Genomic DNA, 24,834 nt, shown 5'->3' on the forward strand with positions numbered 1-24,834 from the left:
AAAATTATGCCGATTCAAAAATGTAAGCCAACGTCTCCAGGACGTCGCTTTGTAGAGAAAGTGGTTCATAACCACCTTCACAAAGGCGCGCCATATGCTCCGTTGGTTGAAGCTAAAAAACGTACTGGCGGTCGTAATAACAACGGTCACATTACAACTCGTCACGTTGGTGGTGGTCATAAACAGCACTACCGTATCGTAGACTTCAAACGTAACAAAGACAGCATCCCTGCTGTAGTTGAGCGTATTGAATACGATCCAAACCGTACAGCTCATATTGCTTTATTGAAATATGCTGACGGTGAACGTCGCTATATTATTGCACCTAAAGGCCTTCGCGCTGGTGATCAAGTTCAATCTGGTAACGATGCTCCAATCCGTCCAGGTAACTGCTTACCACTTCGCAATATGCCTATCGGTTCTACTCTTCACAACATCGAGCTTAAAATCGGTAAAGGCGCACAATTAGTACGTTCTGCTGGTACATCTGCTCAATTGTTGGGTCGTGACGGTTCTTACGCTATCATTCGTCTTCGTTCAGGCGAAATGCGTAAAGTACACGTTGAATGCCGTGCTGTGTTAGGTGAAGTTTCTAACTCAGAAAGCAACCTTCGTTCACTTGGTAAAGCAGGTGCATCACGCTGGCGTGGCGTTCGTCCTACCGTACGTGGTATGGCGATGAACCCAGTAGACCATCCACATGGTGGTGGTGAAGGACGTAATAAAGGTATTCAACCTGTAAGTCCATGGGGTCAAAAAGCTAAAGGGTACAAAACACGTACCAACAAGCGTACGACTAAGATGATCATTCGCGACCGTCGCGTTAAGTAACAAGTAAAGGAATCTGACAATGCCTCGTTCTCTGAAAAAAGGCCCATTCGTCGATGCGCACTTGTTCGCTAAGGTTGAAGCGGCTATCGCGGCTAATAACCGTAAGCCGATCAAAACTTGGTCGCGTCGTTCGATGATCTTACCGGATTTTGTTGGTCTAACAATTTCTGTACACAATGGCCGTAACCATGTTCCAGTGATCGTATCTGAGCATATGGTTGGTCATAAATTAGGTGAATTCGCGCCAACTCGTACCTATCGTGGTCACGGTGTTGACAAGAAGTCTAAACGTTAATAGGTGCTATGATGGAAGTAACTGCTAAATTACGCGGTGCCGCTATCTCGGCACAAAAAGCACGTTTGGTTGCAGACCTAATTCGCGGCAAATCTGTTGCGCATGCTTTAAATATCTTAAACTTCAGCAACAAAAAAGCTGCAGTTTTAGTTAAAAAAGCATTGGAATCTGCGATTGCAAACGCTGAACACAATAACAGTTTAGATGTAGACGACCTTAAAGTTTCTACGATCTACGTTGATGAAGGCATGAGCCTGAAACGTATTTTGCCACGTGCTAAAGGCCGTGCAGATCGTATTACTAAGCGTACTTGTCACATTACCGTTAAGGTAGGGGTTTGATATGGGTCAGAAGGTTCATCCAATCGGTATCCGCCTAGGTGTTGTGAAACGTCATAACGCTAACTGGTATGCGAATCCGAAACAATATGCTGAATATTTGCTAAAAGATCTTCAAGTTCGTGAGTTTTTAACTAAAAAACTTAAGAATGCGATGGTAAGCAATATTCTTATCGAACGCCCTACAGGCGCAGCTAAAGTAACTATTAGCACTGCACGTCCTGGTATCGTGATCGGTAAAAAAGGCGAAGACATTGAGAAATTACAACGCGAATTAACAGCCATTATGGGTGTTCCTGCGCAAGTAAGTATCAACGAAATCGATCGCCCAGATTTAGACGCTCGTTTAGTTGCTGAAGCAATCGCTTCTCAATTAGAAAAACGTGTAATGTTCCGTCGTGCTATGAAGCGTGCGGTTCAAAACTCTATGCGTGCTGGTGCTAAAGGTATCAAAGTAGAAGTTTCAGGCCGTCTAGGTGGTGCTGAGATTGCTCGTACTGAATGGTATCGTGAAGGTCGTGTACCTCTTCATACTCTTCGTGCTGACATCGACTATGCTACTATGCGTGCTGAGACTACTTACGGTACGATCGGCGTTAAAGTATGGATCTTCCGTGGTGAGATCTTGGGCGGCATGAAACAAGTCATGAACCCAGCTCCAGCTGAAGAACGTCCAGCTAAACGTGGCCGTGGTCGTGGTGAAGGTCAAGAGCGTCGTGGTCGTCGCAATGATCGTTCTGCTGAAAAAGGAGAATAATCCATGTTACAACCTAAACGTACTAAATTCCGTAAAGTGCAAAAAGGCCGTAACACTGGTCTAGCACATCGCGGTAGCTCAGTATCTTTTGGTACTATTGCACTTAAATCAGTTGAACGTGGTCAAATGACCGCACGTCAAATTGAAGCAGCGCGTCGTACAATCAGCCGTCGTATTAAACGTGGTGGTAAGATCTTTATCCGTGTTTTCCCAGACAAACCAATTACTGAAAAACCATTAGAAGTTCGTATGGGTAAAGGTAAAGGTTCTGTGGAATACTGGGTTTGCCAAATCAAACCAGGTAAAGTCTTATACGAAATTGATGGTGTTAACGAAGAACTTGCTCGCGAAGCGTTTACGCTTGCTGCTGCAAAACTTCCGTTTAAAACCACTATCGTGACTCGGACGGTAATGTAATGAAAACTAATGATCTACGTGAAAAGTCGGTAGAAGAGTTGACAGCTTTGCTTGATGAGCAACAGCTTAACCAATTCCGTCTTCGTATGGCGAAAGCAACTGGTCAATTGGGTAAATCGCACGAAGTTGCGCTTACTCGTAAGACAATTGCTCGTATTAAGACCCTCCTTACCGAAAAACAGGGGAACGGACAATGAGTGAACAAACAGTTCGCACGTTAACCGGTAAAGTAGTTAGCGACAAGATGGACAAGTCTATCGTTGTTCTTATCGAACGCCGCGTTCAACACCCGTTGTATGGCAAATCAATCCGCCGTTCAACTAAATTACACGCTCATGATGAAAATAATGTTGCTAAAGTTGGCGACGTAGTAAGCATCAAAGAAAGCCGCCCAATTTCTAAAACTAAGTCTTGGACTTTAGTTGAAGTTGTTGAAGCTGCTGCTGAGTAATTAAACGTTCTTGCATCATCGGTCAATTTCGAGTACTCTTTGAGCCTTTCGAAATTGCGACCGGTGATGCTCGGTTTTGGAGTAGGGCAATGATTCAAACCGAAAGTATGCTCGACGTAGCAGACAACAGTGGTGCTCGCCGCGTACAATGTATTAAAGTACTTGGTGGTTCACATCGTCGTTATGCTTCTGTTGGCGACATTATTAAAGTTACTGTAAAAGAAGCTATTCCACGTGCACGTGTTAAAAAAGGTGACGTGATGAATGCTGTAGTTGTACGTACAAAATTCGGCATCCGTCGTGCAGATGGTTCAGTTATTCGTTTCGACGATAACGCAGCTGTTATTTTGAACAACAACAAAGCGCCGATTGCAACTCGTATTTTCGGACCAGTGACTCGTGAACTTCGTACTGAACAGTTCATGAAAATTATTTCATTGGCTCCTGAAGTTCTATAAGAGGCACTCATGGCTAAGATTAAAAAGGGCGATCAAGTAATTGTGATCGCAGGTAAAGAAAAAGGCAAACAAGGTACTGTTTTGTCTGTTTCAAATGACCGTGTTAAGGTTGAAGGCCTTAACTTGGTAACGAAGCATCAAAAGCCTAACCGAGCTACTGGCGCTGAAGGCGGCATCGTAACTCAAGAAGCTGAGCTTCATATCTCTAACGTGGCAATTTTTAATGCTACAACCCAAAAGGCTGACCGTGTTGGTTACCAAGTGATTGAAGGCGTGAAAACTCGCGTATTCAAATCTAATGGTGAATCAGTGGCGGTAGCGAAGTAATAGGTTGACTAGGCAATGGCCAGACTTAAAACGCGTTACAACGACGAACTTAAGGCTCAATTAAAAGAAACATTGGGCGTTAAGAATGTGATGGATATTCCTCGCATTACAAAAATCACCATCAACATGGGTGTTGGTGCTGCATCAGCTGACAAGAAATTGTTAGATGGCGCTCTTTCTGATATGCAAGCAATTGCTGGTCAAAAACCAGTACTTACTTTAGCTCGTAAATCTATCGCTGGTTTCAAAATCCGTGATGGTTGGCCGATCGGCTGTAAAGTTACTTTACGCGGCGAACGTATGTACGAATTCTTAGACCGTTTGATCTCTATCGCGATCCCTCGTATCCGTGACTTCCGTGGTTTCTCTGCGAAATCATTCGATGGTCGTGGTAACTACTCAATGGGTCTTAAGGAACAAATCATGTTCCCTGAAATCGATTTTGATAAGATTGATCGTATTCGTGGTATGGACATTACCATCACTACGACTGCTCGCACCGATGACGAAGGCCGTGCGCTTATGCGTGCATTCGGCTTCCCGTTCAAATAAGAGGTCGATATGGCTAAGAAAGGTATGATTAATCGCGAATTGAAACGCGAAGCTACTGTTGCTAAATACGCTGCGAAACGTGCTGAATTAAAAGCAATTATCGCAAACGTTAATGCATCAGACGAAGAACGTTTCGAAGCGATGATGAAATTTCAAGCATTACCACGTAATGCGTCTCCAGTACGTCTACGTAACCGTTGTGGTTTAACTGGTCGTCCTCATGGTTACTTCCGTAAGTTCGGCTTAAGCCGTAACAAATTACGTGAAACAGTAATGCAAGGTGATGTACCGGGCGTTGTTAAGGCAAGCTGGTAAGGAGCACTATAAATGAGTATGCAAGATACCGTTGCCGACATGCTAACACGTGTTCGTAACGCACAAATGGCAAAGAAACAAACTGTTTCTATGCCAAACTCAAAGTTGAAAGTTGCGATTGCTAACGTACTTCAACAAGAAGGTTATATCGCTGATGTAGCTGTTGCTGACAATGAAGGCAAAGCGACTTTAACGATTACTTTAAAATATTTCGAAGGCAAACCAGTTATCGATACTGTGAAACGCGTAAGCCGTCCTGGTCTACGTCAATATCGCGGTAAAGATGCACTTCCTAGCGTTAAGCAAGGTTTAGGTATTGCAATTGTTTCTACAAGCAAAGGCATCATGACTGATCGCGCTGCACGTGCTGCAGGTATCGGTGGTGAAGTTATTGCTTTTGTTTCTTAATAGGTGATTCCTCATGTCTCGTGTGGCTAAAGCCCCAGTAACTGTACCTAACGGTGTTACAGTTACTCAGAACGGCCGGCAGGTCGAAGTGAAAGGCAGCAAAGGTACATTGTCTTTCAACCTGCATGCGCTGGTCGAGCTAAAACAGGAAGACGGTACTCTAGTTATTGCTCCTAAAGCTGAATCTAAAGATGCTTGGATGCAAGCTGGTACTGCTCGCGCTGTGCTTAACAACCTTGTAAAAGGTGTTAACGAAGGTTTCGAACGTAAGTTACAGCTTATCGGTGTTGGTTATAAAGCTGCGGTTAAAGGTAACATTGTTAACCTTAACCTTGGTTTCTCTCACCCGATCGACTACAACCTTCCTGAAGGTGTAACTGCAGAAACTCCTACTGCAACTGAAATTGTACTTAAATCTGCTGATAAAGCTAAATTAGGTCAAGTTGCTGCAGAAATCCGTGGTTACCGTCCGCCAGAGCCTTATAAAGGTAAAGGTGTTCGTTATTCTGACGAAGTTGTACTTCGTAAAGAAGCTAAGAAGAAATAAGGCGCGAGGTTCTTATGAACGAAAAGAAACAATCCCGTTTGCGTCGTGCGAAAAGCACACGCTTGCACATCCGTGCATTGGGTGCGACTCGTTTGTGTGTAAACCGCACTCCGCGTCACATCTATGCTCAAGTTATCTCTGCAGATGGTGGCAAAGTATTAGCGCAAGCTTCTACTTTAGACGCTACTCTACGTGCTGGTACTACTGGTAACGTTGAATCGGCTCAGAAAGTTGGTGCTTTAATTGCAGAACGTGCTAAAGCGGCTGGTGTAACTAAAGTTGCATTTGACCGTTCTGGTTTCAAATATCATGGTCGTATCAAAGCCTTGGCTGATGCTGCTCGTGAAAACGGCTTGGAGTTCTAATCATGGCTAAAGTTGAACAAAACGAAGGTCTTGTTGAAAAGCTGGTTGCCGTTGATCGTGTAGCCAAAGTTGTTAAGGGTGGTCGTATCTTCTCTTTCACAGCATTAACTGTTGTGGGTGATGGTAATGGTCGCGTAGGTTTTGGTCGTGGTAAAGCACGTGAAGTTCCAGCTGCTATTTCTAAAGCACTTGAAGCTGCTCGTCGCAACATGATTACTGTTGACCTTGTTGACGGTACTGTTCAGCACCCTATCAATGCTCGTCACGGTGCAAGCCGCGTTTACATGCAACCTGCTTCTGAAGGTACTGGTGTAATTGCTGGTGGCGCTATGCGTGCAGTTTTAGAAGCTGTAGGTGTACGTAACGTATTAACTAAGTGTTATGGTTCTACTAACGCTGCTAACGTAGTAAACGCAACTTTTAACGGTTTGCGTGATATGACTTCTCCTGAGAAAGTTGCTGCGAAACGTGGTTTATCAGTAGCACAAATTCAAGGGTAATCAATCATGAAAACGATTAAAGTTACCCAGACTAAATCTTCATCGCACCGCTTGAAAAATCACAAGCTTAGCCTTAAAGGTTTAGGTCTGCGTCGTATTGGTCATACAGTTGAAGTGCAAGATACGCCTTCTAACCGTGGTATGATCAACCAAGTTTACTATATGGTTAGTGTAGAGGAATAAGCCATGACTCTGCGTTTAAATACAATTGCACCTGCAGAAGGTGCTAAGCGTGACAACCTTCGTTTAGGCCGTGGTATCGGTTCTGGCGTTGGTAAGACTGGTGGCCGTGGTGTCAAAGGTCAAAACTCACGTAAGAGCGGTGGTACACGTCCTGGTTTCGAAGGTGGTCAAACTGCGTTATACCGTCGTTTACCTAAATTCGGTTTCACTAGCCAAATGGCTTTGAAAACTGCTGAAGTACGTTTATCAGAACTTGCTAAAGTTGAAGGCGACATCGTGTCTCTTGAAACTTTAAAAGCTGCTAACGTTGTACGTAAAGATATGTTGCGTGCACGCATCGTACTTTCTGGTGAAATTACTCGTGCATTCACTGTTCAAGGTGTTGCATTGACTAAAGGCGCTAAAGCTGCTGTTGAAGCTGCTGGCGGTAAAGTCGAGGAGTAATCCCCAGTGTCTATGACTCCTAGTTCGACAGGTCATGTTAACATGATGAAAGGCCAACCTTTTCATGTGAAATATCGTGAAATTATTCGCCGTATGATGTTCCTCATCGGGGCGTTGTTGGTTTTTCGACTGGGAGCACATATTCCAGTACCGGGCATTAACAATGCCGCACTAGAGAATCTGTTTAATGCAAACCAAGGTACGATCCTTGGTTTGTTTAACATGTTCTCAGGTGGTGCATTAGAGCGTATGTCAATTCTTGCTCTTGGGATTATGCCGTATATCTCTGCATCGATTATCGTGCAGTTAATGTCTACGGTTGTTCCTTCGCTGGAAGCTTTAAAGAAAGAAGGCGAACAAGGTAAGCGTAAGATCAATCAATATACGCGACAAGGCACATTGTTTCTTGCACTTGTGCAAGCCGTTGGGATGTGTGCAGGTCTGATTAGTCAAAATATTACTTTGACTAGTGGACTTGCTTTTTACGTTCCTGCTGTAACTTCTTTGGTTGCAGGTACAATGTTCCTGATGTGGTTAGGTGAGCAAATTACTGAGCGTGGAGTAGGGAATGGTATTTCCATGATCATCTTCGCTGGTATCGTTGCTGGTTTGCCGAACTTGGTTCTGCAATCTTTAACCTCAGTAGATAATGGCCAATCAAGTTTAATTGGTCTTGCAATCTTTGCATTGCTATCTGTTGCAGTGTTAGCAGCAATTGTGTTTATTGAGAAGGCGCAGCGTCGCATTCCAGTAAACTATGCTCAAAAACAGCAAGGTCGTCGTGTATTTACTGCTCAGCAAACACATTTGCCATTAAAAATTAATATGGCGGGTGTGATTCCTGCAATTTTTGCGAGTTCATTGCTATTGTTCCCAGCGAGCTTAGGGCAATGGGTTGGCAGTGCAGACCCAAATGCTGGCGTGATTAAACGTGGCCTACAAGATTTGGCACTCGTATTGTCGCCGGGTCAACCGATGTATTTGGTGCTATTTGGTGCATTAATTATCTTCTTCTGTTACTTCTATACTGCGCTAGTATTTAGTCCGAAAGAAGTGTCAGAGAATTTAAAACGTAGTGGTGCTTATGTACCGGGTATTCGTCCTGGTGAGCAAACTGCACGCTATTTAGATCATATTTTGAATCGTTTGACTTTTATTGGCGCGGTTTATATCACAATCATCTGTTTAATGCCGATGATTCTACAAAGCTCATTTGGTATTCCATTTAGCTTAGGTGGTACGTCTTTACTGATCGTAGTGGTGGTGGTGATGGACTTTATGGCTCAGCTCCAAGCTCATCTCACATCGCATCAATATGACAATCAATCGTTAATGCGTAAAACGACTGCTCATCCGAAAGGATAAGCGCACTTAGAGGTTTCATTATGAAAGTTCAAGCTTCTGTAAAGAAAATTTGTGGTAGCTGTAAAGTTATCCGTCGTAATGGGGTTATTCGCGTAATTTGCAGCGCAGAACCTCGTCATAAGCAGCGTCAAGGTTAATCTGATCAAGACCTGTTGATTTCAGTAGGCTAATTAGGTTATTATCCGCCCCTCAAAGATTTTGTCGGGCGGTTGATTATCTTAACTGCCTTTTTGGAGAAAATTGAATGGCTCGTATTGCCGGTGTAAACATTCCGGATAACAAGCATGCTGTTATCTCTCTAACGTACATTTTTGGTATTGGTCGCCACACTGCAAAAGCTATCTTAGCTGCTGCTGGTATTGCACCAACAACTAAAATTCGTGAATTAGATGACGCTCAGCTTGATGCGATTCGTGCAGAAGTTACTAAGGTTCCTACCGAAGGTGATTTACGTCGCGAAATTTCCATGAACATTAAACGTTTAATGGATTTAGGCTGCTACCGCGGTCTTCGTCATCGTCGCAGCTTGCCTGTCCGTGGTCAACGCACCAAAACTAACGCACGTACCCGTAAAGGTCCGCGCAAACCTATTAAGAAATAAGATTTCTGGAAGCTAAAAGATGGCTAAAGATACTCGCACACGCAAGAAGGTCACTCGTACCGTCTCTGAAGGTGTTGCACACATTCACGCTTCTTTTAATAACACCATTGTGACTATTACCGATCGTCAAGGTAATGCACTGGCTTGGGCTACCTCTGGTGGACAAGGCTTCCGTGGATCACGTAAATCAACTCCGTTTGCTGCTCAGGTAGCTGCTGAAGTTGCTGGTAAAGCTGCTTTAGATTACGGTTTGAAAAACTTGGACGTCCTTGTAAAAGGTCCTGGTCCAGGTCGTGAATCTGCGGTTCGTGCTTTAGGTGCAGTGGGTTATAAAATTAACAGCATTACCGATGTGACGCCAATCCCGCACAACGGTTGCCGTCCACCTAAAAAACGTCGCGTGTAAGGAGAAACATTCATGGCTCGTTATATTGGTCCAAAATGCAAACTCTCTCGCCGCGAAGGGACAGACCTGCAATTAAAATCTGGCGTTAAACCATTTGACGTCAAAACAAAAAAAGCTGCTAAAGCACCTGGCCAACATGGTGGCGCTCGTGGCGGCAAACAATCTGAGTACTCACTACAATTACGTGAAAAACAAAAAGTACGTCGTATGTACGGTGTTTTAGAGCGTCAATTTAGTAACTACTACAAAGAAGCTGCTCGTGTTAAAGGCGCAACAGGTGAAAACTTGTTGAAACTTCTTGAAAGCCGTCTAGATAACGTTGTTTATCGCATGGGTTTTGGTTCTACACGTGCAGAAGCTCGTCAGCTTGTATCTCACCGTTCAATCACTTTAAATGGTCGTCGTGTTAACATCGCGTCTATCCAAGTTAAAGCTGGTGACGTTGTTGCAGTTCACGAAGGTGCTAAACAACAATTGCGTATCAAAAACGCAGTTGAGTTAGCGACTCAACGTGGCATTCCAGCTTGGATTGAAATTGATCATTCTAAATTGGAAGGTACGTTCAAAGCTGCACCAGATCGTTCTGATTTACCTGCTGAAATCAACGAAAGCTTGATTGTAGAATTGTATTCTAAATAATCCTTGAGGTAGCAATAATGACGCGTACTGCAAATGAGTTTCTAACTCCGCAAGCGATCAAGGTCGAAGCGGCAAGCGGGACCTCGGCAAAAGTTATTCTAGAACCATTAGAGCGTGGCTTTGGTCATACTCTTGGTAATGCTTTACGTCGTATCCTTTTGTCTTCTTTACCTGGCGCAGCCGTGGTTGAAGTAGAGATTGAAGGTGTCGAGCACGAGTACAGTACTTTGGAAGGCTTGCAGCAGGACATCGTCGAGCTCTTGCTGAACCTAAAAGGATTGTCTATTAAGCTGTTCGATCAAAATGAAGCTTATCTGACATTGGAAAAACAAGGTCCTGGCGACGTTACAGCCGCTGACCTTCGTTTACCACACAATGTTGAAGTGGTTAACCCTGAACACTTGATCGGTACTTTAAGTGCTTCTGGCTCATTAAAAATGCGCCTGAAAGTTTCTCAAGGTCGTGGTTATGAGACTTCTGATTCACGCTTCCCTGAAGGCGAAACTCGCCCAGTGGGTCGTTTACAATTAGATGCTTCTTACAGCCCAATCAAACGTGTGTCTTACACAGTGGAAAACGCTCGTGTAGAACAACGTACTGACCTTGATAAATTGATCATTGATCTTGAAACCAACGGTACTGTTGATCCTGAAGAAGCAATCCGCAAAGCGGCAACAATCTTGCAACAACAAATTGCAATTTTTGTTGATCTTCAGAAAGATCAAGCACCAGTTGCTCAAGAACCTCGTGAAGAAGTTGATCCGATTTTGCTTCGTCCAGTAGATGATCTAGAGCTTACTGTTCGTTCTGCTAACTGTTTGAAAGCAGAAAATATTTACTACATTGGCGATCTTGTTCAACGTACTGAAGTTGAGTTGCTTAAAACTCCTAACTTAGGTAAAAAATCGTTGACTGAGATTAAAGATGTTCTGGCATCGAAAGGCTTGCAATTGGGCATGCGTTTAGAGAACTGGCCACCGGCTAGCCTCCGCATGGACGATCGCTTTGCTTATCGTAGCCGTTAATTAAGTAGGACTATCACCATGCGTCATCGTAATAGTGGTGTGAAATTAGGCCGTACAAGCAGTCATCGTAAAGCGATGTTCCAAAACATGGCTAATTCTTTGTTCGAACACGAGTTAATTAAAACTACTGTTCCTAAAGCAAAAGAATTACGTCGTGTTGCTGAGCCTTTAATCACTTTAGCTAAAGTCGATTCTGTAGCAAACCGTCGTTTAGCGTTTGCTCGTACTCGTTCAGCTGCAACTGTTGGTAAATTATTTACCGTTCTTGGCCCTCGTTACAAAGAACGTAACGGCGGTTATCTACGTGTTCTTAAAGCGGGCTTCCGTGCAGGTGATGCTGCACCGATGGCTTACGTTGAGCTAGTAGATCGCGAAGTTAACTAATTTCGTGAAGAGCAGCGTACGTTGTTCTAAAAAAGGTCGGTTTTTAACCGACCTTTTTTAATGCCTGCAGTTTTGTTTTGGCTGTATATTGTTAGACAATAATTCAATTTGTCCTTAAAAGATAAAAATAAATCGCATTTTGCTTAAACTTGACATTGTGCATTGTCAAAAATGTGATTTAATAAATATAAATCTAAGATAGTTTAAAAGAACAACATGGAAAAACAAGTTGATATTCTCATTGTAGGTGCAGGGATCTCTGGTGTAGGTTTGGCTGCTCATCTTTCAAAAAATTGTCCAAATCGTTCATTTGAAATTATTGAACGACGTGAAAGTTTCGGTGGTACATGGGATCTTTTTAAATATCCGGGTATTCGTTCTGATTCGGATATGTCAACTTTTGGCTTTAATTTTAAGCCGTGGAAAAAATCTAGTGTGCTTGCTGATGGGTCTTCGATTAAAGGCTACCTTTCTGAAGTGATTGACGAATATAAGATCAAAGAAAAAATTCATTTTCAGCAGCGTGTTATGAGTGCGAACTACGATTCACAAACTCGTAAATGGTCTGTTGTTATTGAAGATGCGAAGAAGAAACAACAAACCTGGGTTGCAAATTTCGTCTTTGGCTGTACGGGTTATTATAATTATGACCAAGGTTTCCAACCTGAGTTTAAAGGGCAGGAAAACTTTAAAGGTACCTTCATTCATCCACAACATTGGCCTGAAAATTTTAATTATGCAGGCAAAAAAGTGGTGATTATTGGTAGTGGCGCAACAGCAATTACCCTTGTGCCAGCTATGGCAAAAGGCGGTGCAGGGCATGTGACTATGCTACAGCGCTCTCCGACCTATATTGCCTCAGTACCTTCTATTGACATCATTTACGACAAAATGCGTAAAGTATTACCTGAAGATGTTGCTTATAAACTTACCCGTGCACGAAATATCGGTGTCCAACGGGCTGTTTATGCTGTTGCACAAAAGCAACCTAAATTACTCCGTAAATTTTTATTAAAATCAATTGAGTTGCAGTTGAAAGGTAAAGTGGATATGAAGCACTTTACCCCAGATTACAATCCTTGGGATCAGCGCCTTTGTGTGGTGCCAGATGGTGATTTGTTTAAAATTTTACGCGAAGGCCGTGCATCTGTTGAAACCGATCAAATTGAAAGTTTTACTGAAAATGGCATTCAATTGAAATCAGGTAAACATCTTGATGCAGATGTGGTGATTTCAGCTACAGGTCTCAACATTCAAATTTTAGGTGGCATCAGTGCCACAATCGATGGTCAGCCATTAAATACCTCTAAGCATATGCTGTACCGTGGTGTCATGGTAAGTGATGTACCAAATATGGCGATGATTATTGGCTATATTAATGCTTCATGGACATTAAAAGTCGATATTGCTTCTGAATACATCTGTAAATTGATTAACTATATGGATCAAAATGGTTATAACCAAGTGATTCCACAAGGCGATGCGACCGAGTTGTTAGAAGATACAGTAATGGGAAGCTTGACTTCAGGCTATATTGCACGTGCAGCAGATGTGATGCCAAAACAGGGTAAACATGCACCGTGGAAAGTCAGCAATAACTATTTGGCAGATCGTAAAGAATTAAAGCATGCTTCATTTGAAGATGGGGTGCTGAAATTTGAAAAAAAGTCTGATCAACTAGCGGCTAAACCCAGATTAGTTTCTTAAGTCAGTTACATAAAAAAGGAGCATCATGCTCCTTTTTTTTGCTTTAGATATGTGACTTTAGGGTTTTATTTGATGCGCATTATTTGTTGAAAAATATATCATGTTGAAATAAGGAAAAGTACACAGGGTTAATGTGAATATTCAAGAACATTCAGAATTTATAAAATTAAATGCTTATGAGCTATATACCAAAGCTTGGCAGCCTGAAACTACAGATAAAGATGCAACTTTGGCTCCGATTATATTGATGCATGATTCACTAGGCAGTGTTGATTTGTGGCGTGATTTTCCTGCGCAATTGGCTGCTGAGTCTTGCAGAACGGTGATTGCCTATGATCGGTTGGGCTTCGGGAAATCATCAGCGAACCCTGATCCATTAAGTACTGATTTTGTCTATGCTGAAGCACAGCGGAGCTTTAGGGCGCTTCTTCAATATTATTCCATTCAACAGTTTATTGTGATGGGACATAGTGTCGGTGGGGGAATGGCAGTCGTCATTGCCAGTGAATATACTGAACAATGTCGAGGTCTGATTACCATAGCAGCACAGTATGAAGTGGAAGAACTCACATTATCGGGTATACGTGAAGCTAAAACAGGGTTTGCGCAGCCGGGACAGCTTGAACGCTTGGCTAAATACCATGGGGATAAAGCCCAATGGGTTTTGGATGCTTGGACGGAAACTTGGCTTTCACCGAGTTTTCGTCAATGGAACCTTGAGCATTATGTTGGAAAAGTACAGTGTCCAAGCTTGGTCATACATGGAGAACTGGATGAATACGGGACGACAGCACAAGCTCAGAAACTTTTTTCGGGTATACAAGGTGATGCTGAGCTAGAGATTTTGGAAGGGCTTCATCACATGCCGCACAAAGAGCAACCCGCATTGGTCGCTGCACTCATCTGTGATTTTGTGAATGATTTAAGTTGATATCGAAAGAATATAAAAGCCCATCCGATGATGGGCTTTGTTGTTATAAAGAGCGGGAAATCAGCTCTTTCATAATTTCATTGGTACCGGCATAGATACGATTGGCACGGTTGTCGATATAAGCCCGTGCAATTGGATATTCAAGCATATAGCCATAGCCGCCATGCAACTGCAGACATTCATCCACGACTTTGGAGAACATTTCTGAAATTTTGTATTTAGCAGCTGCGGCTGCGTCAATACCGAGCTGTTCCTCAAGTTGCAGCTCCATACAACGGTCTAGATAAGTTCGACAAAAATCGATTTCAGTGCGTAGCTCTGCCAATTTAAAACGGGTGTTTTGGAAACTAGATACGGTCTTGCCAAATGCCTTACGCTCTTTGGTGTATTGAACAGTGTGCGCAAAGGCTGCTTCTGCACCGGCTTGGCAAATAATCGCGACCAACATACGTTCCCAAGCCAATTCCTTCATCAGCATCATAAAGCCCATACCTTGCATGCCAAGTAAGTTGCTTTTAGGGACGCGGACATTGTCAAAGAACAGTTCACAGGTATCCTGACCTTTCATGCCAATTTTGTTTAAAGGTTTGCCTTTACTAAAACCGACGCGATCTGCCTCGACGATAATTAACGATAAATTGGCAGAGCCTTTTTCACTATTGCCTGTCTTACAGACCACAATCGCCATGTCACATAAATAGCCATTGGTGATAAAGATTTTTGACCCATTAATAATATAGTCATCACCATCTTCTGTAGCTGTCGTGCGTACGGCTTGTAGGTCTGAACCTGTGCCCGGTTCGGTCATTGCAATGGCAGTCACGGTTTCGCCAGATGCCATTTTCGGCAGCCAATGCAGCTTTTGTTCTTCATTGCCAAAGTTATGAATATAATTGGCCACAATGTCGGAATGCAGTGAAAAGCCGGTAGAGGAGTCCATAGCATAGGCCTGCTCTTCAATCAGAATCATGCTATAGAGTCGGTCTACACCATAGCCACCGTAAGCTTCGGGCATGGTCGGGCAAAGCAAGCCCATGGCACCAGCTTTATTCCATAAGTCACGGTCAACATGTTGTTGTTTTTCATATTTTTCGATATTGGGTACAACTTCTTTTTCATAAAATTTTCGTACTGTTTCACGAAATGCATCATGCTCTGCATTAAATAATTGACGTGGCAGCATGTTATTGAGTGGGCGAATCGCTCCAGATTGCATTTTGAATATCCTATTCATTTTTATGGCTTTGTCTTCAAGTTATAAGATGCAGCGTGTGACTGCAATGTGCAGAACATTCAAAAGCAAGAATTGCGTTGAAGCATTCGGTCAATCTTTGAAAACACTCCACTTCAATGGGGTGGATGAGTTACACTAGACGGGTTCAACGATTGGGGAAGACAATGACTGATGAAATCAGCTTAGAAGAGCGTAAAGTGATCTACCGCGCACGTCGTGGTTTAAAAGAGATTGATGTTTATTTTGATCCCTACGTCAAAAATTACTATTTACAAGCCGATGCAGCTGAAAAAGACATGTTTGCAGAACTCGTTGCTGCAGAAGATCCAGATTTGTTGGATTGGTTTATGGAAGTTAGTGAACCGCCACGTCCTGAATTAAAAACGTTTATTCAAAAATTAAAACATTACGTTCATGGATAATCGGCAATTCAAACTGAAACGCAGTTTTTTATCGCATGCGTTTCAGTTTTTTATTTTTGCGGTATTGATGACGCTGCTTTATCAGTTACTAACACCTATGCTTTGGGGGGTATTTTTCCTCATTGGACTAGTGGTTTATGTACTGTTTTTCCGTAAGCATTTACACGTCACCAGTCTAGATTATTTGGATGGAACTTATTGGTCTTTGCAACGACTCAACCGTCCGGTGCAACGCGTTCAAATTAGCCATATTTTGGATCATCAAATGTATATCGTGGTGTATTTTATGCATGCGCGTGCAAAACCAGTGATTATTTGGCGCGATCAATTGTCCTTGAAACAGTGGAAATCACTCAAAGTATTGGCCAAAATGATCTAATTGTTAGACAGCCTTAATTTTTAAAATTCAATAAAATGAAAATATTTCATTATCTTATATTGCAGGTAAAATAATCTTGTCTGACAGGATTGGATTTTATTGGCAAAATATTTAAATTGTCTGACAATTTTAAGCTGTGCGGTGATTCTCTGCCTATATATTAGCCTTACCAACAGCCGTTAAATGAAATCATCATGATGATGCCAACTTGGATGTTTCTGGTAATAGCGATTGTGTTAGCAATTGTTATAGGACGACTAGGAACAGTGCTGAAGGAACAGTTAACTCAAAAATAAGCAGTCAAACGCTTTCACAGTTAATAAGTAGCATGTGCCGAACCGTCGCTATGCTACTTTTTTTTTGCCTAAAATTTAGTCTTTCTAAAAAATCAGTCAATTGCATTCAGCGTGATTCATGGCACAGTGTGTCGTTCAAATTAGAGCAAATACTCTTTTATTCATTTTTTGCTTCTGATATGTTTGTCGTGATGGACATAAACACAATTATAGAGGACAGGAAAATGTCGAGCGTCCAAAAAATATGCCAGGGTGTGGCAGTTGTAGCAATAACAAGTACATTATTCGCGGGTTGTTCACAGGTTGTAAAAACCGGTGCTAATGTTGCACTCGGATTTACCGAAAAACATATTGTGCCACCAATTTTAGCCATGGAAGATGCTGAAATGGTGTGTAATTCAGGTAATTCATTAACCCCAGCCATTATGGCCACCAAAGATATGGGCGCAGACCCAACACGTGTGGCTGTGTTGATGTATTCAGCAGCAGGGATTTGTGCAGAACAAAAAGCCTTGGATGCAGAGTTACGTTATTTACGTGCATCTAAAGCTAACCAAGTAACCGAAGCACAGGATGCCCGTGTTGAGCAAAAGCGTTGGGCGGCACTTGCGGCACAGCGTCAATATACCGGCTATCAATTATTTCAAGATCGTTTTGAAAAGAAGTATAAGAAAAGTCTAGGTGAAGGCTGTCCAAAAATGAACAGCGACATTGACCAAACAGTGTATATGTTGGGAATGTTAAGTGGCTTACAGGCCATGACCAATGATATTAACTCAGGTGGGGCGGTAAACGTTCCTAAAGACATTGCTGCGATTGTTGAACGCGGTATGGTGTGTCTGAATAATGAAAAATTCTGGGGCGCACCAAATGCAACCCGCGCTGTGATCTGGACGTTATTGCCGGGTGCAGGTGATGGAAAACCTGATCCATACCAAACATTGAAACAATCTACGCAAATTGGTGAGCAAAAGGGTGTGAGACTGTCACATGCTTTATATGCGGTTGCTGCACAAGCCAGTGGCGATGATGCGAAAATCCGTGATGCCTTACGTACCTTTGCACAAGCGCGTAGCGATGAGAAACCTGTTAATCCACAATTTAAGCTCATCGATAGCATGGCTGAAACCATGGTGAAAGGGATTTCAGATCGTTATTGGACTGAACATACAGGCGTTCGTACGGCTGATGATGGTATGGAACATTTCTGGGATGAAAGTGCCAATAGTTCTGAACTCGATGATTTGTTTAGTGGTGATATTGAAACCAGTGGCACAGCTGCAAATTAATCTTTGCAATAGCGTTTAAAAGTGAGGTACAGGAGGAGCGAAAATGAAACTACAATTTTTAATACCGAAAATTGTCTTTCTTGCCCTATTCGTTTCGATCTGTGCCTCGCTACAGGTATTTAAAGATTATTTTATCTATTGGCAAGATGACTTATTTCATGATTTTTGGCGCTTATGGACCGCACATTGGGTTCACGTCGGTTGGATTCATTTTGTTTTAAATATATTGGCCTTTATTTGCTTACCGTTTATTTTCCCACGAGTTTCGACATGGCATTTTGTTGCCATTTTATTGATTTTATCTCCTTTAATCAGTCTAAGTTTCTATTTTTTCTTACCCGATATTGAAGCCTATGCCGGATTATCTGGTGTCTTGCATGGTGCCTATGTCGCGGTCGCTTGTGTGCATTTGATGTATCGACGGGAGCGAAATTTTGCAGCCTTTGTATTGTTGCTGATTTTGGCAAAATTGGTGTGGGAAAATACCGTGGGCAATACGGGAACGGCTGAATTAATTGGAAGCCCCATTTTAGTCGAAGCACATTTATTGGGGGTGATTTGGGGCATTATCATCGCCTTGTTCTATCTTGTTGGCAATTATTTCTGGGATCGTTAGCTCACTTTAGGTGATTGGGTTGACAAAAAAAACCGAAAAGAAAATACATATTGTCATTTTAATGTTTTGAATATTGATGCAAATTTAAACGTAATAATAAAACAGTTAGGTCAGGGAAAGGAACTTCTCGAACCGATAAGGAAGAGGATGCTTAGTCCAGCTAGGCTCCAAAATAAAAATAGGAAGACTCATGCAAAATGATGCACAAAACAGATCCAGCATCGTTGGTCTGTTACGTTATGTCTGGACAGAATGGATTTCGACTCTAGTCGTATTGATCTTGCTTCTGCTTACACTAATTATCGGTACAGGGGAGATGATCCATGGGCAGTTGCTCCGTATGGGAGAGCGACTGTATGGTGACACTGCAACAGGTATGCAGTACTCTTTTTTAAGGGCTGAGCCTGCCAAGCCTGAATGTGACCGTAACCCGAATGTCGATGCGTTGGTGAAAACTCAAATGCAAGCCAATGCAGCAGATGAGTTTGCTGATTTTTTTGGTACGGCATCTGAGAATGACGTTCGTTCGTCTATTTTAGCGGGTGTGCAGCAGTGTGAAGAAAAGTATCAATTTTATGATAAAGCCATGCAACATATGGAGAAGCATCCGAGTATTCGCGCCTATCGTAATTTTGAAACAAGCTTCTTCGGTATCTTTAAATTTGGTACTGAAAATCGCGCCATTTTGTTGATTTTTATGGTGGTTATAGCTGCGATTAGTGCGACATTGAAAATTCATCATATTGGTCTACGCGGTCCTGCAACCAAGAAGGATTATCGTGTTTATAGCCTGATGATGAGCTTCGGTAATGGACTGTTAACCTACTCAAGTATCAGCCAATTCAATTCAGTGAAAAATTCGGGAGTTCCAATGACTACCGAAACTGAACTGATTTATTGGATGTGGATGACGCTGTTCTCAATCCTGACATTGATCAGTGTTTTGCAATTGTTTAGTCCGCCAAAAGATGCCAAAGAGGGCGGTAGTCTTAGTTTCGCGTTCCTAAGCGTGCCTTTATATGCGTATATGGCGTTGATTACAGGTATCGCCTTTATCTTCTTTATGGACTACCCGATGGGTCAAGGTATCTATTTAGGGCAATTGGTCGAGTTTTCAAGTATTTTCCTGAATCTAGCGTTATTCATTTGGGCGGGTATGTTGTTGAAGCAAACCCGTGTCGTAGATTTATTCTTGAATATTTTACGCCCATGGAACTTAGCTCCTGAGACTTTAACATGGCTGATTTTAATCGCAGCAGCATTGCCTACAGCCTATACTGGCGCATCGGGGATCTTTGTCATTGCGGCAGGCGCGATTATTTATAAGGAAGTGTGGAACGCTGGCGGACGCCGTCAATTTGCCTTGGCTGCAACAGCAATGTCCGGTTCGCTTGGGGTGGTTTTACGTCCATGCTTATTGATTGTGGTTGTTGCATCGCTAAATAAAGAAGTGACCACGGATCTGCTTTATCAATATGGTATTTATACGTTCTTGCTGACATCTACGATGTTTTTAATTGTGTCGTTATTTTTTGCAGAACATAAGTTCCGTATTGCTCAAGCCAATGTGGCAGCGCCGCAGTCAGGACGTGCCTTCTTAGCCGTTATTCCTTATATTGTGATTTTCGTGCTGATCTGGATGTTCTATAAATATTTATTGAATACAGATTTAAATGAATTTACTGCACCAGTCATGATGCCTGTTATTCTGCTGATGATCGTTTTAGTGGATAAATTACGTCATCAGCCAGCACCATTGTCAGCAGTTGGGCATTGGGATGAAACACTAACAGCAAATTATAGTGCGAATGCTGAACCTGCTTTAGCCGGCGCACAGGTTGCACATGCAGAATACCGTGAAGGATTACATGGCAATAGCACAGATGATGGGCAGGCTGCGAATCATACAGTGGCTCAATCCAGCTCTATGCAGATTCTACGTCAAGTTGGTTTTTGGAAGTCGATGCATATTTCGACCAGTGAAACCGTTGGACATATCGGTGCTTTGGTTATTTTGATGGCGCTTTCGGTAAGCGTTGGTGGATTGCTAGAGCGTACTGAAGTCATGAGTTTATTCCCAACTGATATCAGCAGTACTTTTTTGGTTATCACATTGATTGTCGGATTGATGGTCTTTGTGGGTATGATTATGGATCCGTTTGGCGCAGTCATTTTAATTTCTGCAACTATTGCTCCTGTAGCCTATCAATACGGTATTCATCCTGTGCATTTTTGGATGATTACACTCATTGGTTTTGAGCTAGGTTATGTTACGCCTCCAGTTGCATTGAACCACCTCTTGGCCCGACAGTCGATAGGGGATGCTGAAGTAAATGAAGCGGATGCTGAAGTTCGTCACTTGTCGTTTTATTACCGTTATGAACGTTGGATTTTGCCGCTGATTGTGCTGTTCCCTGCAATGTTGATTATTGCGTATCTGCCGTATTTCTTTAAGCTGTTTGGTTGGTATCAATAAATTAATTTTGAAGCATTAAAAAAGCACCTTCGGGTGCTTTTTTATTGAATAAGGGGCTGTGCATTTGATGGTAAATGGTTTGAATCTTTATGACTTTTTAAACTTATTTTGTAGGATTGGACTACAGAGCAAAATCGCTAAAAATATAAAAGCAAAGCCGAATAGGCTGTAAATGTCTGGCAGTTCCTGCCAAAGAACAAAGCCCCAAATACCTGCAAAAATAATCGTGATATAGTTCACGGGGCCAATTTGACCTGCGGGTGCGAGCTTATAGGCATTGGACATAAAAATTTGACTGATATTGGCCAAAAGTCCCGCTGTAATCAGAAAAGCTAACTCTTTTAAACTATAGGGACGCCAGAGCCAAAACATTGGGATCATGGAAATAAGTGTGCCAAAAAAGCAGAAATAAAACACAATGCGTTCAGGCGGTTCTGTTGCTGTAAGCGCACGGACAGTGACAAATGCCATGGCTGCCAAGAAGCTTGCGCTCAGTCCGATGAGTGATAACTGATTGAACATTCCTGCATCGGGCTTTGCGACGAAGAGCACGCCGATTAAACCAATGACTGCGGCAATGAGCATACTCAGGGTCATTTTTTCTTTTAAAAATAACCATGCAATTAAGGGGATAAAGATCGGTGAGGAATAGGTGAAGACCATGGCATTGGAGAGTTTTAAGTGTGCAATGGCATAAAAAAAGCCATACATTGCCACCAAGCCTACGATTGAACGCCATGTATGCATCCACAGTTTTTCAGTTCTAAAAAATGTGCTCCCTTTTTGCAGGATCAAAGGGAGAAAGATCAATAAGCCAACCGCATTTCGAAAAAATACGATGGTGGCATTATCTACCGTGTGAGATGCGTAGCGTATACAAACCCCCATGATGGAAAAAAGCAGCGCTGACAGCATGAGAAAGCCAATTGCTTTGGGGATATTCTGTGGTGTAGTAGTGGACATAACAAAAAGGCTAAAAAATCTGATGATATTCTAGCCTATAAGTACGCAGGGTGTAGCAGAAGTCGGTTATTTTGCTTGTTGTGCTAACTGGGCTTCGAGTAATTTAATTTGTTCTTCTTTCAGTTTAATCAGCTCATCTGCATCTGAATGCTGCTGTTTTAAGCTTTGTTCCTGATCATTCAATTGCTGTTGAATGTCATCTAATTTGGCAATTTCTTCTTTGGCTAAAGAGGCATTTTCAGGCACAGCTGCATCTAAAATGTCTTCTTCGACCAATTTAATGGTGTCAGTCTCTGCGGTAGGGACTGATGCTTCAGTTTCAGATTGGACAGGGACTGCAACAGGCGGTTTAGCCGGTGCAGCGACCATTTCTTCTTGAAGTACAGATTTATCAGCTGTACTGCTGCTTAACCATTGATATGCAAAAAAGATAGCAATCAATAACGTTAAGCCCCCAATGATTCCAACTAACAGTTTTGGATTATTTCTTTGATCTACTAGCATTATGTGACCTTAATTTTTATTTAGGCTGGCGCGGCTTAAATTGGATCACACCGATATCATCTGGCACGGCTGGTTGTTCAGGTTGATCGACATGAGTCGGTCGATTTTCACTGTAACCACAATCAATGCATTCGATCCATTCGTCTTCGCCAGAGGTCAGCATGACAACCCGGTCCATCGCTTGGCATTTTGGACATTTTGCACCTGCAATGAAGCGTCGTTTAATGGTCATCATACTTACCTTGAATCTAACTAAGGTCACTAGTTTAAGCGTTTTTAGATGCGTTCGTCCAACCTTGATGACGCAGCAAAGCATCTATTTTTGGCTCGCGTCCACGGAAATTGATAAATGCGTCAAGTGCCGTATCTTTTCCGCCAACTGCTAGAATAAATTGTCTAAACGACTTGCCAGTCGAAGTATTAAAAATTCCTTCATTTTCGAATCGGTCGAAGGCATCACTTGCCAAAACCTCTGCCCATTTGTATGAATAATAACCAGCAGCGTAACCACCTGCAAAGATATGACTGAAACCATGTTGGAAACGGTTGTACGAAGTAGTGGGTGCAACTGCATATTTTTGACGAATATCATCTAAGGTTTGTTGGATGCCTGCAGCGTCCAAAGCAGGGTTGGCCTTATGGATATTTAAGTCAAACATGGCAAATTCAATTTGACGTAAAGTTTGCATCCCAGACTGGAAGAAACGTGCATCTTGTAGTGCTTTTAACAGATCGGCTGGTAAAGTTTGTTTTGATTCGATATGTTCACTGAGTAAATCTAAACTTTCTTGATCCCAAGTCCAAAATTCCATGAATTGACTTGGTAGCTCTACTGCATCCCACGCCACGCCATGTGTACCTGCGACAGCAATATTATCGACTTCCGTGAGCATGTGATGTAAGCCATGACCAAATTCGTGGAACAGCGTTGTTACTTCATCATGGGTAAGTAAAGCAGCTTGCTCACCGACAGGTGGAGTGAAGTTGCAGACCATGTAGCAAATTGGTTTTTGCAGACCATTTTCAGTTTGCATGCGTGAACGGAAGCCGCTCATCCATGCGCCGCCACGTTTCCCACTTCGTGCATACAGGTCAAAGTAGAATCCGCCAATCACGCTGCCTTGATCTTCAAGTTCAAAGTAACGTGCATCGGGATGCCAAACAGGCGCTACACGCTCGATTACATTGATGCCATAGAGACGATTTACAATGCTGAACAAGCCTTGAATAATTTTAGGTGCAGGGAAGTAGGGCTTCAGGTCTTCTTGTGACAAATTAAACTGTTGAACTTTGAGTTTTTCTGAGTAGAAAGTGGCATCCCACGGTTGTAACTCAGTGATACCGTCTTGCGCTGCAATGGCTTTCAGTTCAGCGATTTCTTTCTCTGCTGGCGCACGCGCATGTTCTGCCAGTTCAATTAGGAACTGATCAACAGTTGCCACATCGGGTGCCATTTTGCTCGCTAAAGACAATTCGGCGTAGTTGCTAAAACCAAGCAGGCTAGCCATTTCCTGACGCAGCTTCAAGATTTCTTCCATGACTGCTGTATTGTCAAATTCAGCAGCGTCTGCCTGATCAGAAGCACGTGTGGTATAGGCTTTATAGAGTGCTTCACGGACTTCACGGTCTTCGGCATAGGTCATAATGGCAATATAAGACGGGAAGTCGAGTGTTGCTACAGCCTGTTCGAGTTCGCGTTGCTGACCGTATTGTTTCAGAAGTTCAATGCTACCTTGAGGTAGTCCTTTGAGCTGCGCTTCTGTTAAAGGTTTGAAGTAGGCTTGGGTGGCATCCAATACGTGGTTGGAAAAGTCTGATGATAATTGTGAAAGGCGTGCAGATATTTCTGCATAGCGTTTTTTCGCTTCACCTTCTAAGGCTACGCCTGAAAGTTTAAAGTCTCGTAACGCAAGTTTAATTGCGCTTTGCTGTGCCGCAGGCAGCGTGTCAAATACACTGTTGTCATGTACGTGCTGATACGTTTGATACAACGCTGTGTGTTGACCTAGCTGCGTATAGTATTCACTCAGGCCGGGTAATAAAGATTGGTAGAGTTCACGAGTTTCAGCATTATTCATCACGGCATTTAGATGCGAGAGCACGCCCCATGCTTCACTCATATTGTTTTCAAGATCATCGACCTGTTCTAACGTATTCAGTTGTTTTTGTACCGAATCTGGAACAACCGTCAGTTCATTTAGAAATTGTTGACCGTGTTGAATCGCATTTTGAATTTTTTCTTTGAGTTGATCTAAGGTAATTTGATCAAATTGAGGAACGGGCAAAGTTGCCTTTTCTAAAGTCATATTTTCTACTTCATATAAATCCTGAGTTATTTATAGATGTAGGGTTTGTTACGGGTTAAATCAAGACTAAATCAGGAATTATTCATCTTCTGCAGAGGTCACT

General features: G+C 42.5%; 36 protein-coding genes. 31 read left to right on the forward strand and 5 right to left on the reverse strand.

All coding sequences use genetic code 11. From position 1 onward, the window contains the following. The first annotated feature begins 6 nt into the window (after positions 1 to 6). From rplB to FTU06_RS11920, 26 genes are all read left to right on the forward strand, one after another. Entirely contained in the window at positions 7 to 831 is an 825-nt protein-coding gene (rplB, locus tag FTU06_RS11795; protein ID WP_078189278.1) for a 50S ribosomal protein L2, read from the forward strand. 19 nt (positions 832 to 850) lie between these two features. Further along, positions 851 to 1,126 (forward strand): 30S ribosomal protein S19, encoded by a 276-nt coding sequence (gene rpsS, locus FTU06_RS11800; RefSeq protein WP_004281508.1) that lies wholly within the window; start codon positions 851 to 853, stop codon positions 1,124 to 1,126. 11 nt (positions 1,127 to 1,137) lie between these two features. Continuing rightward, complete coding sequence (gene rplV / locus FTU06_RS11805) at positions 1,138 to 1,467, forward strand: 50S ribosomal protein L22 (RefSeq protein ID WP_035265103.1); 330 nt, start codon at positions 1,138 to 1,140, stop codon at positions 1,465 to 1,467. Between the two features lies 1 nt (position 1,468). Continuing rightward, positions 1,469 to 2,221 carry a 30S ribosomal protein S3 gene (gene rpsC / locus FTU06_RS11810; protein WP_078189277.1) on the forward strand — a complete coding sequence of 251 codons (753 nt, stop codon included), beginning with the start codon at positions 1,469 to 1,471 and terminating at the stop codon, positions 2,219 to 2,221. Between the two features lie 3 nt (positions 2,222 to 2,224). After that, on the forward strand, positions 2,225 to 2,638 hold the full coding sequence (gene rplP / locus FTU06_RS11815; protein WP_068909575.1) for a 50S ribosomal protein L16: 414 nt from the start codon (positions 2,225 to 2,227) through the stop codon (positions 2,636 to 2,638). Next, positions 2,638 to 2,835 (forward strand): 50S ribosomal protein L29, encoded by a 198-nt coding sequence (rpmC, locus tag FTU06_RS11820; RefSeq protein ID WP_005012982.1) that lies wholly within the window; start codon positions 2,638 to 2,640, stop codon positions 2,833 to 2,835. Before rplP ends, rpmC begins: the two co-directional genes overlap by 1 nt. Beyond that, positions 2,832 to 3,089: a 30S ribosomal protein S17 gene (gene rpsQ, locus FTU06_RS11825; protein ID WP_078189275.1), complete on the forward strand. Its 258-nt coding sequence runs from the start codon at positions 2,832 to 2,834 to the stop codon at positions 3,087 to 3,089. Before rpmC ends, rpsQ begins: the two co-directional genes overlap by 4 nt. Positions 3,090 to 3,178: 89 nt before the next feature. Beyond that, positions 3,179 to 3,547, forward strand: a complete 369-nt coding sequence (gene rplN, locus FTU06_RS11830) for a 50S ribosomal protein L14 (RefSeq protein WP_005012978.1) — start codon at positions 3,179 to 3,181, stop codon at positions 3,545 to 3,547. Between the two features lie 9 nt (positions 3,548 to 3,556). Continuing rightward, positions 3,557 to 3,874: a 50S ribosomal protein L24 gene (rplX, locus tag FTU06_RS11835; RefSeq protein WP_078189274.1), complete on the forward strand. Its 318-nt coding sequence runs from the start codon at positions 3,557 to 3,559 to the stop codon at positions 3,872 to 3,874. Positions 3,875 to 3,889: 15 nt separating this feature from the next. Beyond that, positions 3,890 to 4,426: a 50S ribosomal protein L5 gene (gene rplE, locus FTU06_RS11840; RefSeq protein ID WP_067762907.1), complete on the forward strand. Its 537-nt coding sequence runs from the start codon at positions 3,890 to 3,892 to the stop codon at positions 4,424 to 4,426. A gap of 9 nt (positions 4,427 to 4,435) precedes the next feature. Continuing rightward, positions 4,436 to 4,741 (forward strand): 30S ribosomal protein S14, encoded by a 306-nt coding sequence (rpsN, locus tag FTU06_RS11845; protein ID WP_067762906.1) that lies wholly within the window; start codon positions 4,436 to 4,438, stop codon positions 4,739 to 4,741. A gap of 12 nt (positions 4,742 to 4,753) precedes the next feature. After that, positions 4,754 to 5,149 carry a 30S ribosomal protein S8 gene (gene rpsH, locus FTU06_RS11850; protein ID WP_078189273.1) on the forward strand — a complete coding sequence of 132 codons (396 nt, stop codon included), beginning with the start codon at positions 4,754 to 4,756 and terminating at the stop codon, positions 5,147 to 5,149. A 13-nt stretch (positions 5,150 to 5,162) separates the two neighbouring features. Next, a complete protein-coding gene (gene rplF / locus FTU06_RS11855; RefSeq protein WP_078189272.1) occupies positions 5,163 to 5,696 on the forward strand; it encodes a 50S ribosomal protein L6 in 534 nt (177 codons plus the stop codon). Between the two features lie 14 nt (positions 5,697 to 5,710). Continuing rightward, on the forward strand, positions 5,711 to 6,061 hold the full coding sequence (gene rplR, locus FTU06_RS11860) for a 50S ribosomal protein L18 (protein ID WP_067762903.1): 351 nt from the start codon (positions 5,711 to 5,713) through the stop codon (positions 6,059 to 6,061). Positions 6,062 to 6,063: 2 nt separating this feature from the next. Next, complete coding sequence (rpsE, locus tag FTU06_RS11865; protein ID WP_067762902.1) at positions 6,064 to 6,561, forward strand: 30S ribosomal protein S5; 498 nt, start codon at positions 6,064 to 6,066, stop codon at positions 6,559 to 6,561. Positions 6,562 to 6,567: 6 nt separating this feature from the next. Next, the gene (gene rpmD, locus FTU06_RS11870; RefSeq protein WP_005012961.1) at positions 6,568 to 6,744 is read left to right on the forward strand and encodes a 50S ribosomal protein L30; all 177 of its coding nucleotides are present in this window, start codon (positions 6,568 to 6,570) and stop codon (positions 6,742 to 6,744) included. A gap of 3 nt (positions 6,745 to 6,747) precedes the next feature. Further along, positions 6,748 to 7,188 carry a 50S ribosomal protein L15 gene (rplO, locus tag FTU06_RS11875; RefSeq protein WP_078189271.1) on the forward strand — a complete coding sequence of 147 codons (441 nt, stop codon included), beginning with the start codon at positions 6,748 to 6,750 and terminating at the stop codon, positions 7,186 to 7,188. Between the two features lie 45 nt (positions 7,189 to 7,233). Beyond that, positions 7,234 to 8,553 (forward strand): preprotein translocase subunit SecY, encoded by a 1,320-nt coding sequence (secY, locus tag FTU06_RS11880; protein WP_171263746.1) that lies wholly within the window; start codon positions 7,234 to 7,236, stop codon positions 8,551 to 8,553. A gap of 20 nt (positions 8,554 to 8,573) precedes the next feature. Next, complete coding sequence (gene rpmJ / locus FTU06_RS11885; RefSeq protein WP_000867907.1) at positions 8,574 to 8,690, forward strand: 50S ribosomal protein L36; 117 nt, start codon at positions 8,574 to 8,576, stop codon at positions 8,688 to 8,690. Positions 8,691 to 8,797: 107 nt separating this feature from the next. Then, on the forward strand, positions 8,798 to 9,154 hold the full coding sequence (gene rpsM, locus FTU06_RS11890) for a 30S ribosomal protein S13 (protein WP_078189269.1): 357 nt from the start codon (positions 8,798 to 8,800) through the stop codon (positions 9,152 to 9,154). A gap of 19 nt (positions 9,155 to 9,173) precedes the next feature. Further along, positions 9,174 to 9,560, forward strand: a complete 387-nt coding sequence (rpsK, locus tag FTU06_RS11895; RefSeq protein ID WP_001040166.1) for a 30S ribosomal protein S11 — start codon at positions 9,174 to 9,176, stop codon at positions 9,558 to 9,560. Positions 9,561 to 9,572: 12 nt separating this feature from the next. After that, complete coding sequence (gene rpsD / locus FTU06_RS11900) at positions 9,573 to 10,199, forward strand: 30S ribosomal protein S4 (protein ID WP_078189268.1); 627 nt, start codon at positions 9,573 to 9,575, stop codon at positions 10,197 to 10,199. A 17-nt stretch (positions 10,200 to 10,216) separates the two neighbouring features. Beyond that, positions 10,217 to 11,224, forward strand: a complete 1,008-nt coding sequence (locus FTU06_RS11905; RefSeq protein WP_004650465.1) for a DNA-directed RNA polymerase subunit alpha — start codon at positions 10,217 to 10,219, stop codon at positions 11,222 to 11,224. 18 nt (positions 11,225 to 11,242) lie between these two features. After that, positions 11,243 to 11,608, forward strand: coding sequence for a 50S ribosomal protein L17 (gene rplQ / locus FTU06_RS11910; RefSeq protein WP_005012953.1), 366 nt, complete (start codon positions 11,243 to 11,245; stop codon positions 11,606 to 11,608). Positions 11,609 to 11,824: 216 nt separating this feature from the next. Next, positions 11,825 to 13,315 carry an NAD(P)/FAD-dependent oxidoreductase gene (locus FTU06_RS11915; protein ID WP_180146814.1) on the forward strand — a complete coding sequence of 497 codons (1,491 nt, stop codon included), beginning with the start codon at positions 11,825 to 11,827 and terminating at the stop codon, positions 13,313 to 13,315. 133 nt (positions 13,316 to 13,448) lie between these two features. Continuing rightward, complete coding sequence (locus FTU06_RS11920) at positions 13,449 to 14,246, forward strand: alpha/beta fold hydrolase (protein WP_373684705.1); 798 nt, start codon at positions 13,449 to 13,451, stop codon at positions 14,244 to 14,246. Positions 14,247 to 14,289: 43 nt separating this feature from the next. On the opposite strand, the gene FTU06_RS11925 is transcribed toward FTU06_RS11920, so the two are convergent. Then, the gene (locus FTU06_RS11925; RefSeq protein WP_180055988.1) at positions 14,290 to 15,462 is read right to left on the reverse strand and encodes an acyl-CoA dehydrogenase family protein; all 1,173 of its coding nucleotides are present in this window, start codon (positions 15,460 to 15,462) and stop codon (positions 14,290 to 14,292) included. 182 nt (positions 15,463 to 15,644) lie between these two features. Here FTU06_RS11925 and FTU06_RS11930 point away from each other — a divergent pair, with 182 nt between their 5' ends. The 5 genes from FTU06_RS11930 (at position 15,645) to FTU06_RS11950 (ending at position 20,958) form a co-directional block, all read left to right on the forward strand. After that, positions 15,645 to 15,902 carry a succinate dehydrogenase assembly factor 2 gene (locus FTU06_RS11930; RefSeq protein ID WP_078189264.1) on the forward strand — a complete coding sequence of 86 codons (258 nt, stop codon included), beginning with the start codon at positions 15,645 to 15,647 and terminating at the stop codon, positions 15,900 to 15,902. Further along, positions 15,895 to 16,281, forward strand: a complete 387-nt coding sequence (locus FTU06_RS11935) for a hypothetical protein (protein ID WP_180146817.1) — start codon at positions 15,895 to 15,897, stop codon at positions 16,279 to 16,281. Before FTU06_RS11930 ends, FTU06_RS11935 begins: the two co-directional genes overlap by 8 nt. Before the next feature lie 520 nt (positions 16,282 to 16,801). Then, entirely contained in the window at positions 16,802 to 17,866 is a 1,065-nt protein-coding gene (locus tag FTU06_RS11940) for a hypothetical protein (RefSeq protein WP_180146820.1), read from the forward strand. Between the two features lie 43 nt (positions 17,867 to 17,909). Further along, positions 17,910 to 18,482, forward strand: a complete 573-nt coding sequence (gene rrtA, locus FTU06_RS11945) for a rhombosortase (protein ID WP_180146823.1) — start codon at positions 17,910 to 17,912, stop codon at positions 18,480 to 18,482. Positions 18,483 to 18,672: 190 nt separating this feature from the next. Continuing rightward, a complete protein-coding gene (locus FTU06_RS11950) occupies positions 18,673 to 20,958 on the forward strand; it encodes a TRAP transporter large permease subunit (RefSeq protein WP_180146826.1) in 2,286 nt (761 codons plus the stop codon). An 87-nt stretch (positions 20,959 to 21,045) separates the two neighbouring features. On the opposite strand, the gene FTU06_RS11955 is transcribed toward FTU06_RS11950, so the two are convergent. From FTU06_RS11955 to FTU06_RS11970, 4 genes are all read right to left on the reverse strand, one after another. Further along, complete coding sequence (locus FTU06_RS11955; RefSeq protein WP_180008432.1) at positions 21,046 to 21,921, reverse strand: DMT family transporter; 876 nt, start codon at positions 21,919 to 21,921, stop codon at positions 21,046 to 21,048. 66 nt (positions 21,922 to 21,987) lie between these two features. Next, entirely contained in the window at positions 21,988 to 22,425 is a 438-nt protein-coding gene (locus FTU06_RS11960; protein WP_111885422.1) for a hypothetical protein, read from the reverse strand. 16 nt (positions 22,426 to 22,441) lie between these two features. After that, positions 22,442 to 22,651: a YheV family putative zinc ribbon protein gene (locus FTU06_RS11965; protein ID WP_171256675.1), complete on the reverse strand. Its 210-nt coding sequence runs from the start codon at positions 22,649 to 22,651 to the stop codon at positions 22,442 to 22,444. A 40-nt stretch (positions 22,652 to 22,691) separates the two neighbouring features. Beyond that, positions 22,692 to 24,731: a M3 family metallopeptidase gene (locus FTU06_RS11970; protein ID WP_180089582.1), complete on the reverse strand. Its 2,040-nt coding sequence runs from the start codon at positions 24,729 to 24,731 to the stop codon at positions 22,692 to 22,694. Positions 24,732 to 24,834: the final 103 nt, after the last annotated feature.

The organism is Acinetobacter sp. YH12052 (assembly GCF_013419835.1).
Lineage (GTDB): Bacteria > Pseudomonadota > Gammaproteobacteria > Pseudomonadales > Moraxellaceae > Acinetobacter > Acinetobacter amyesii.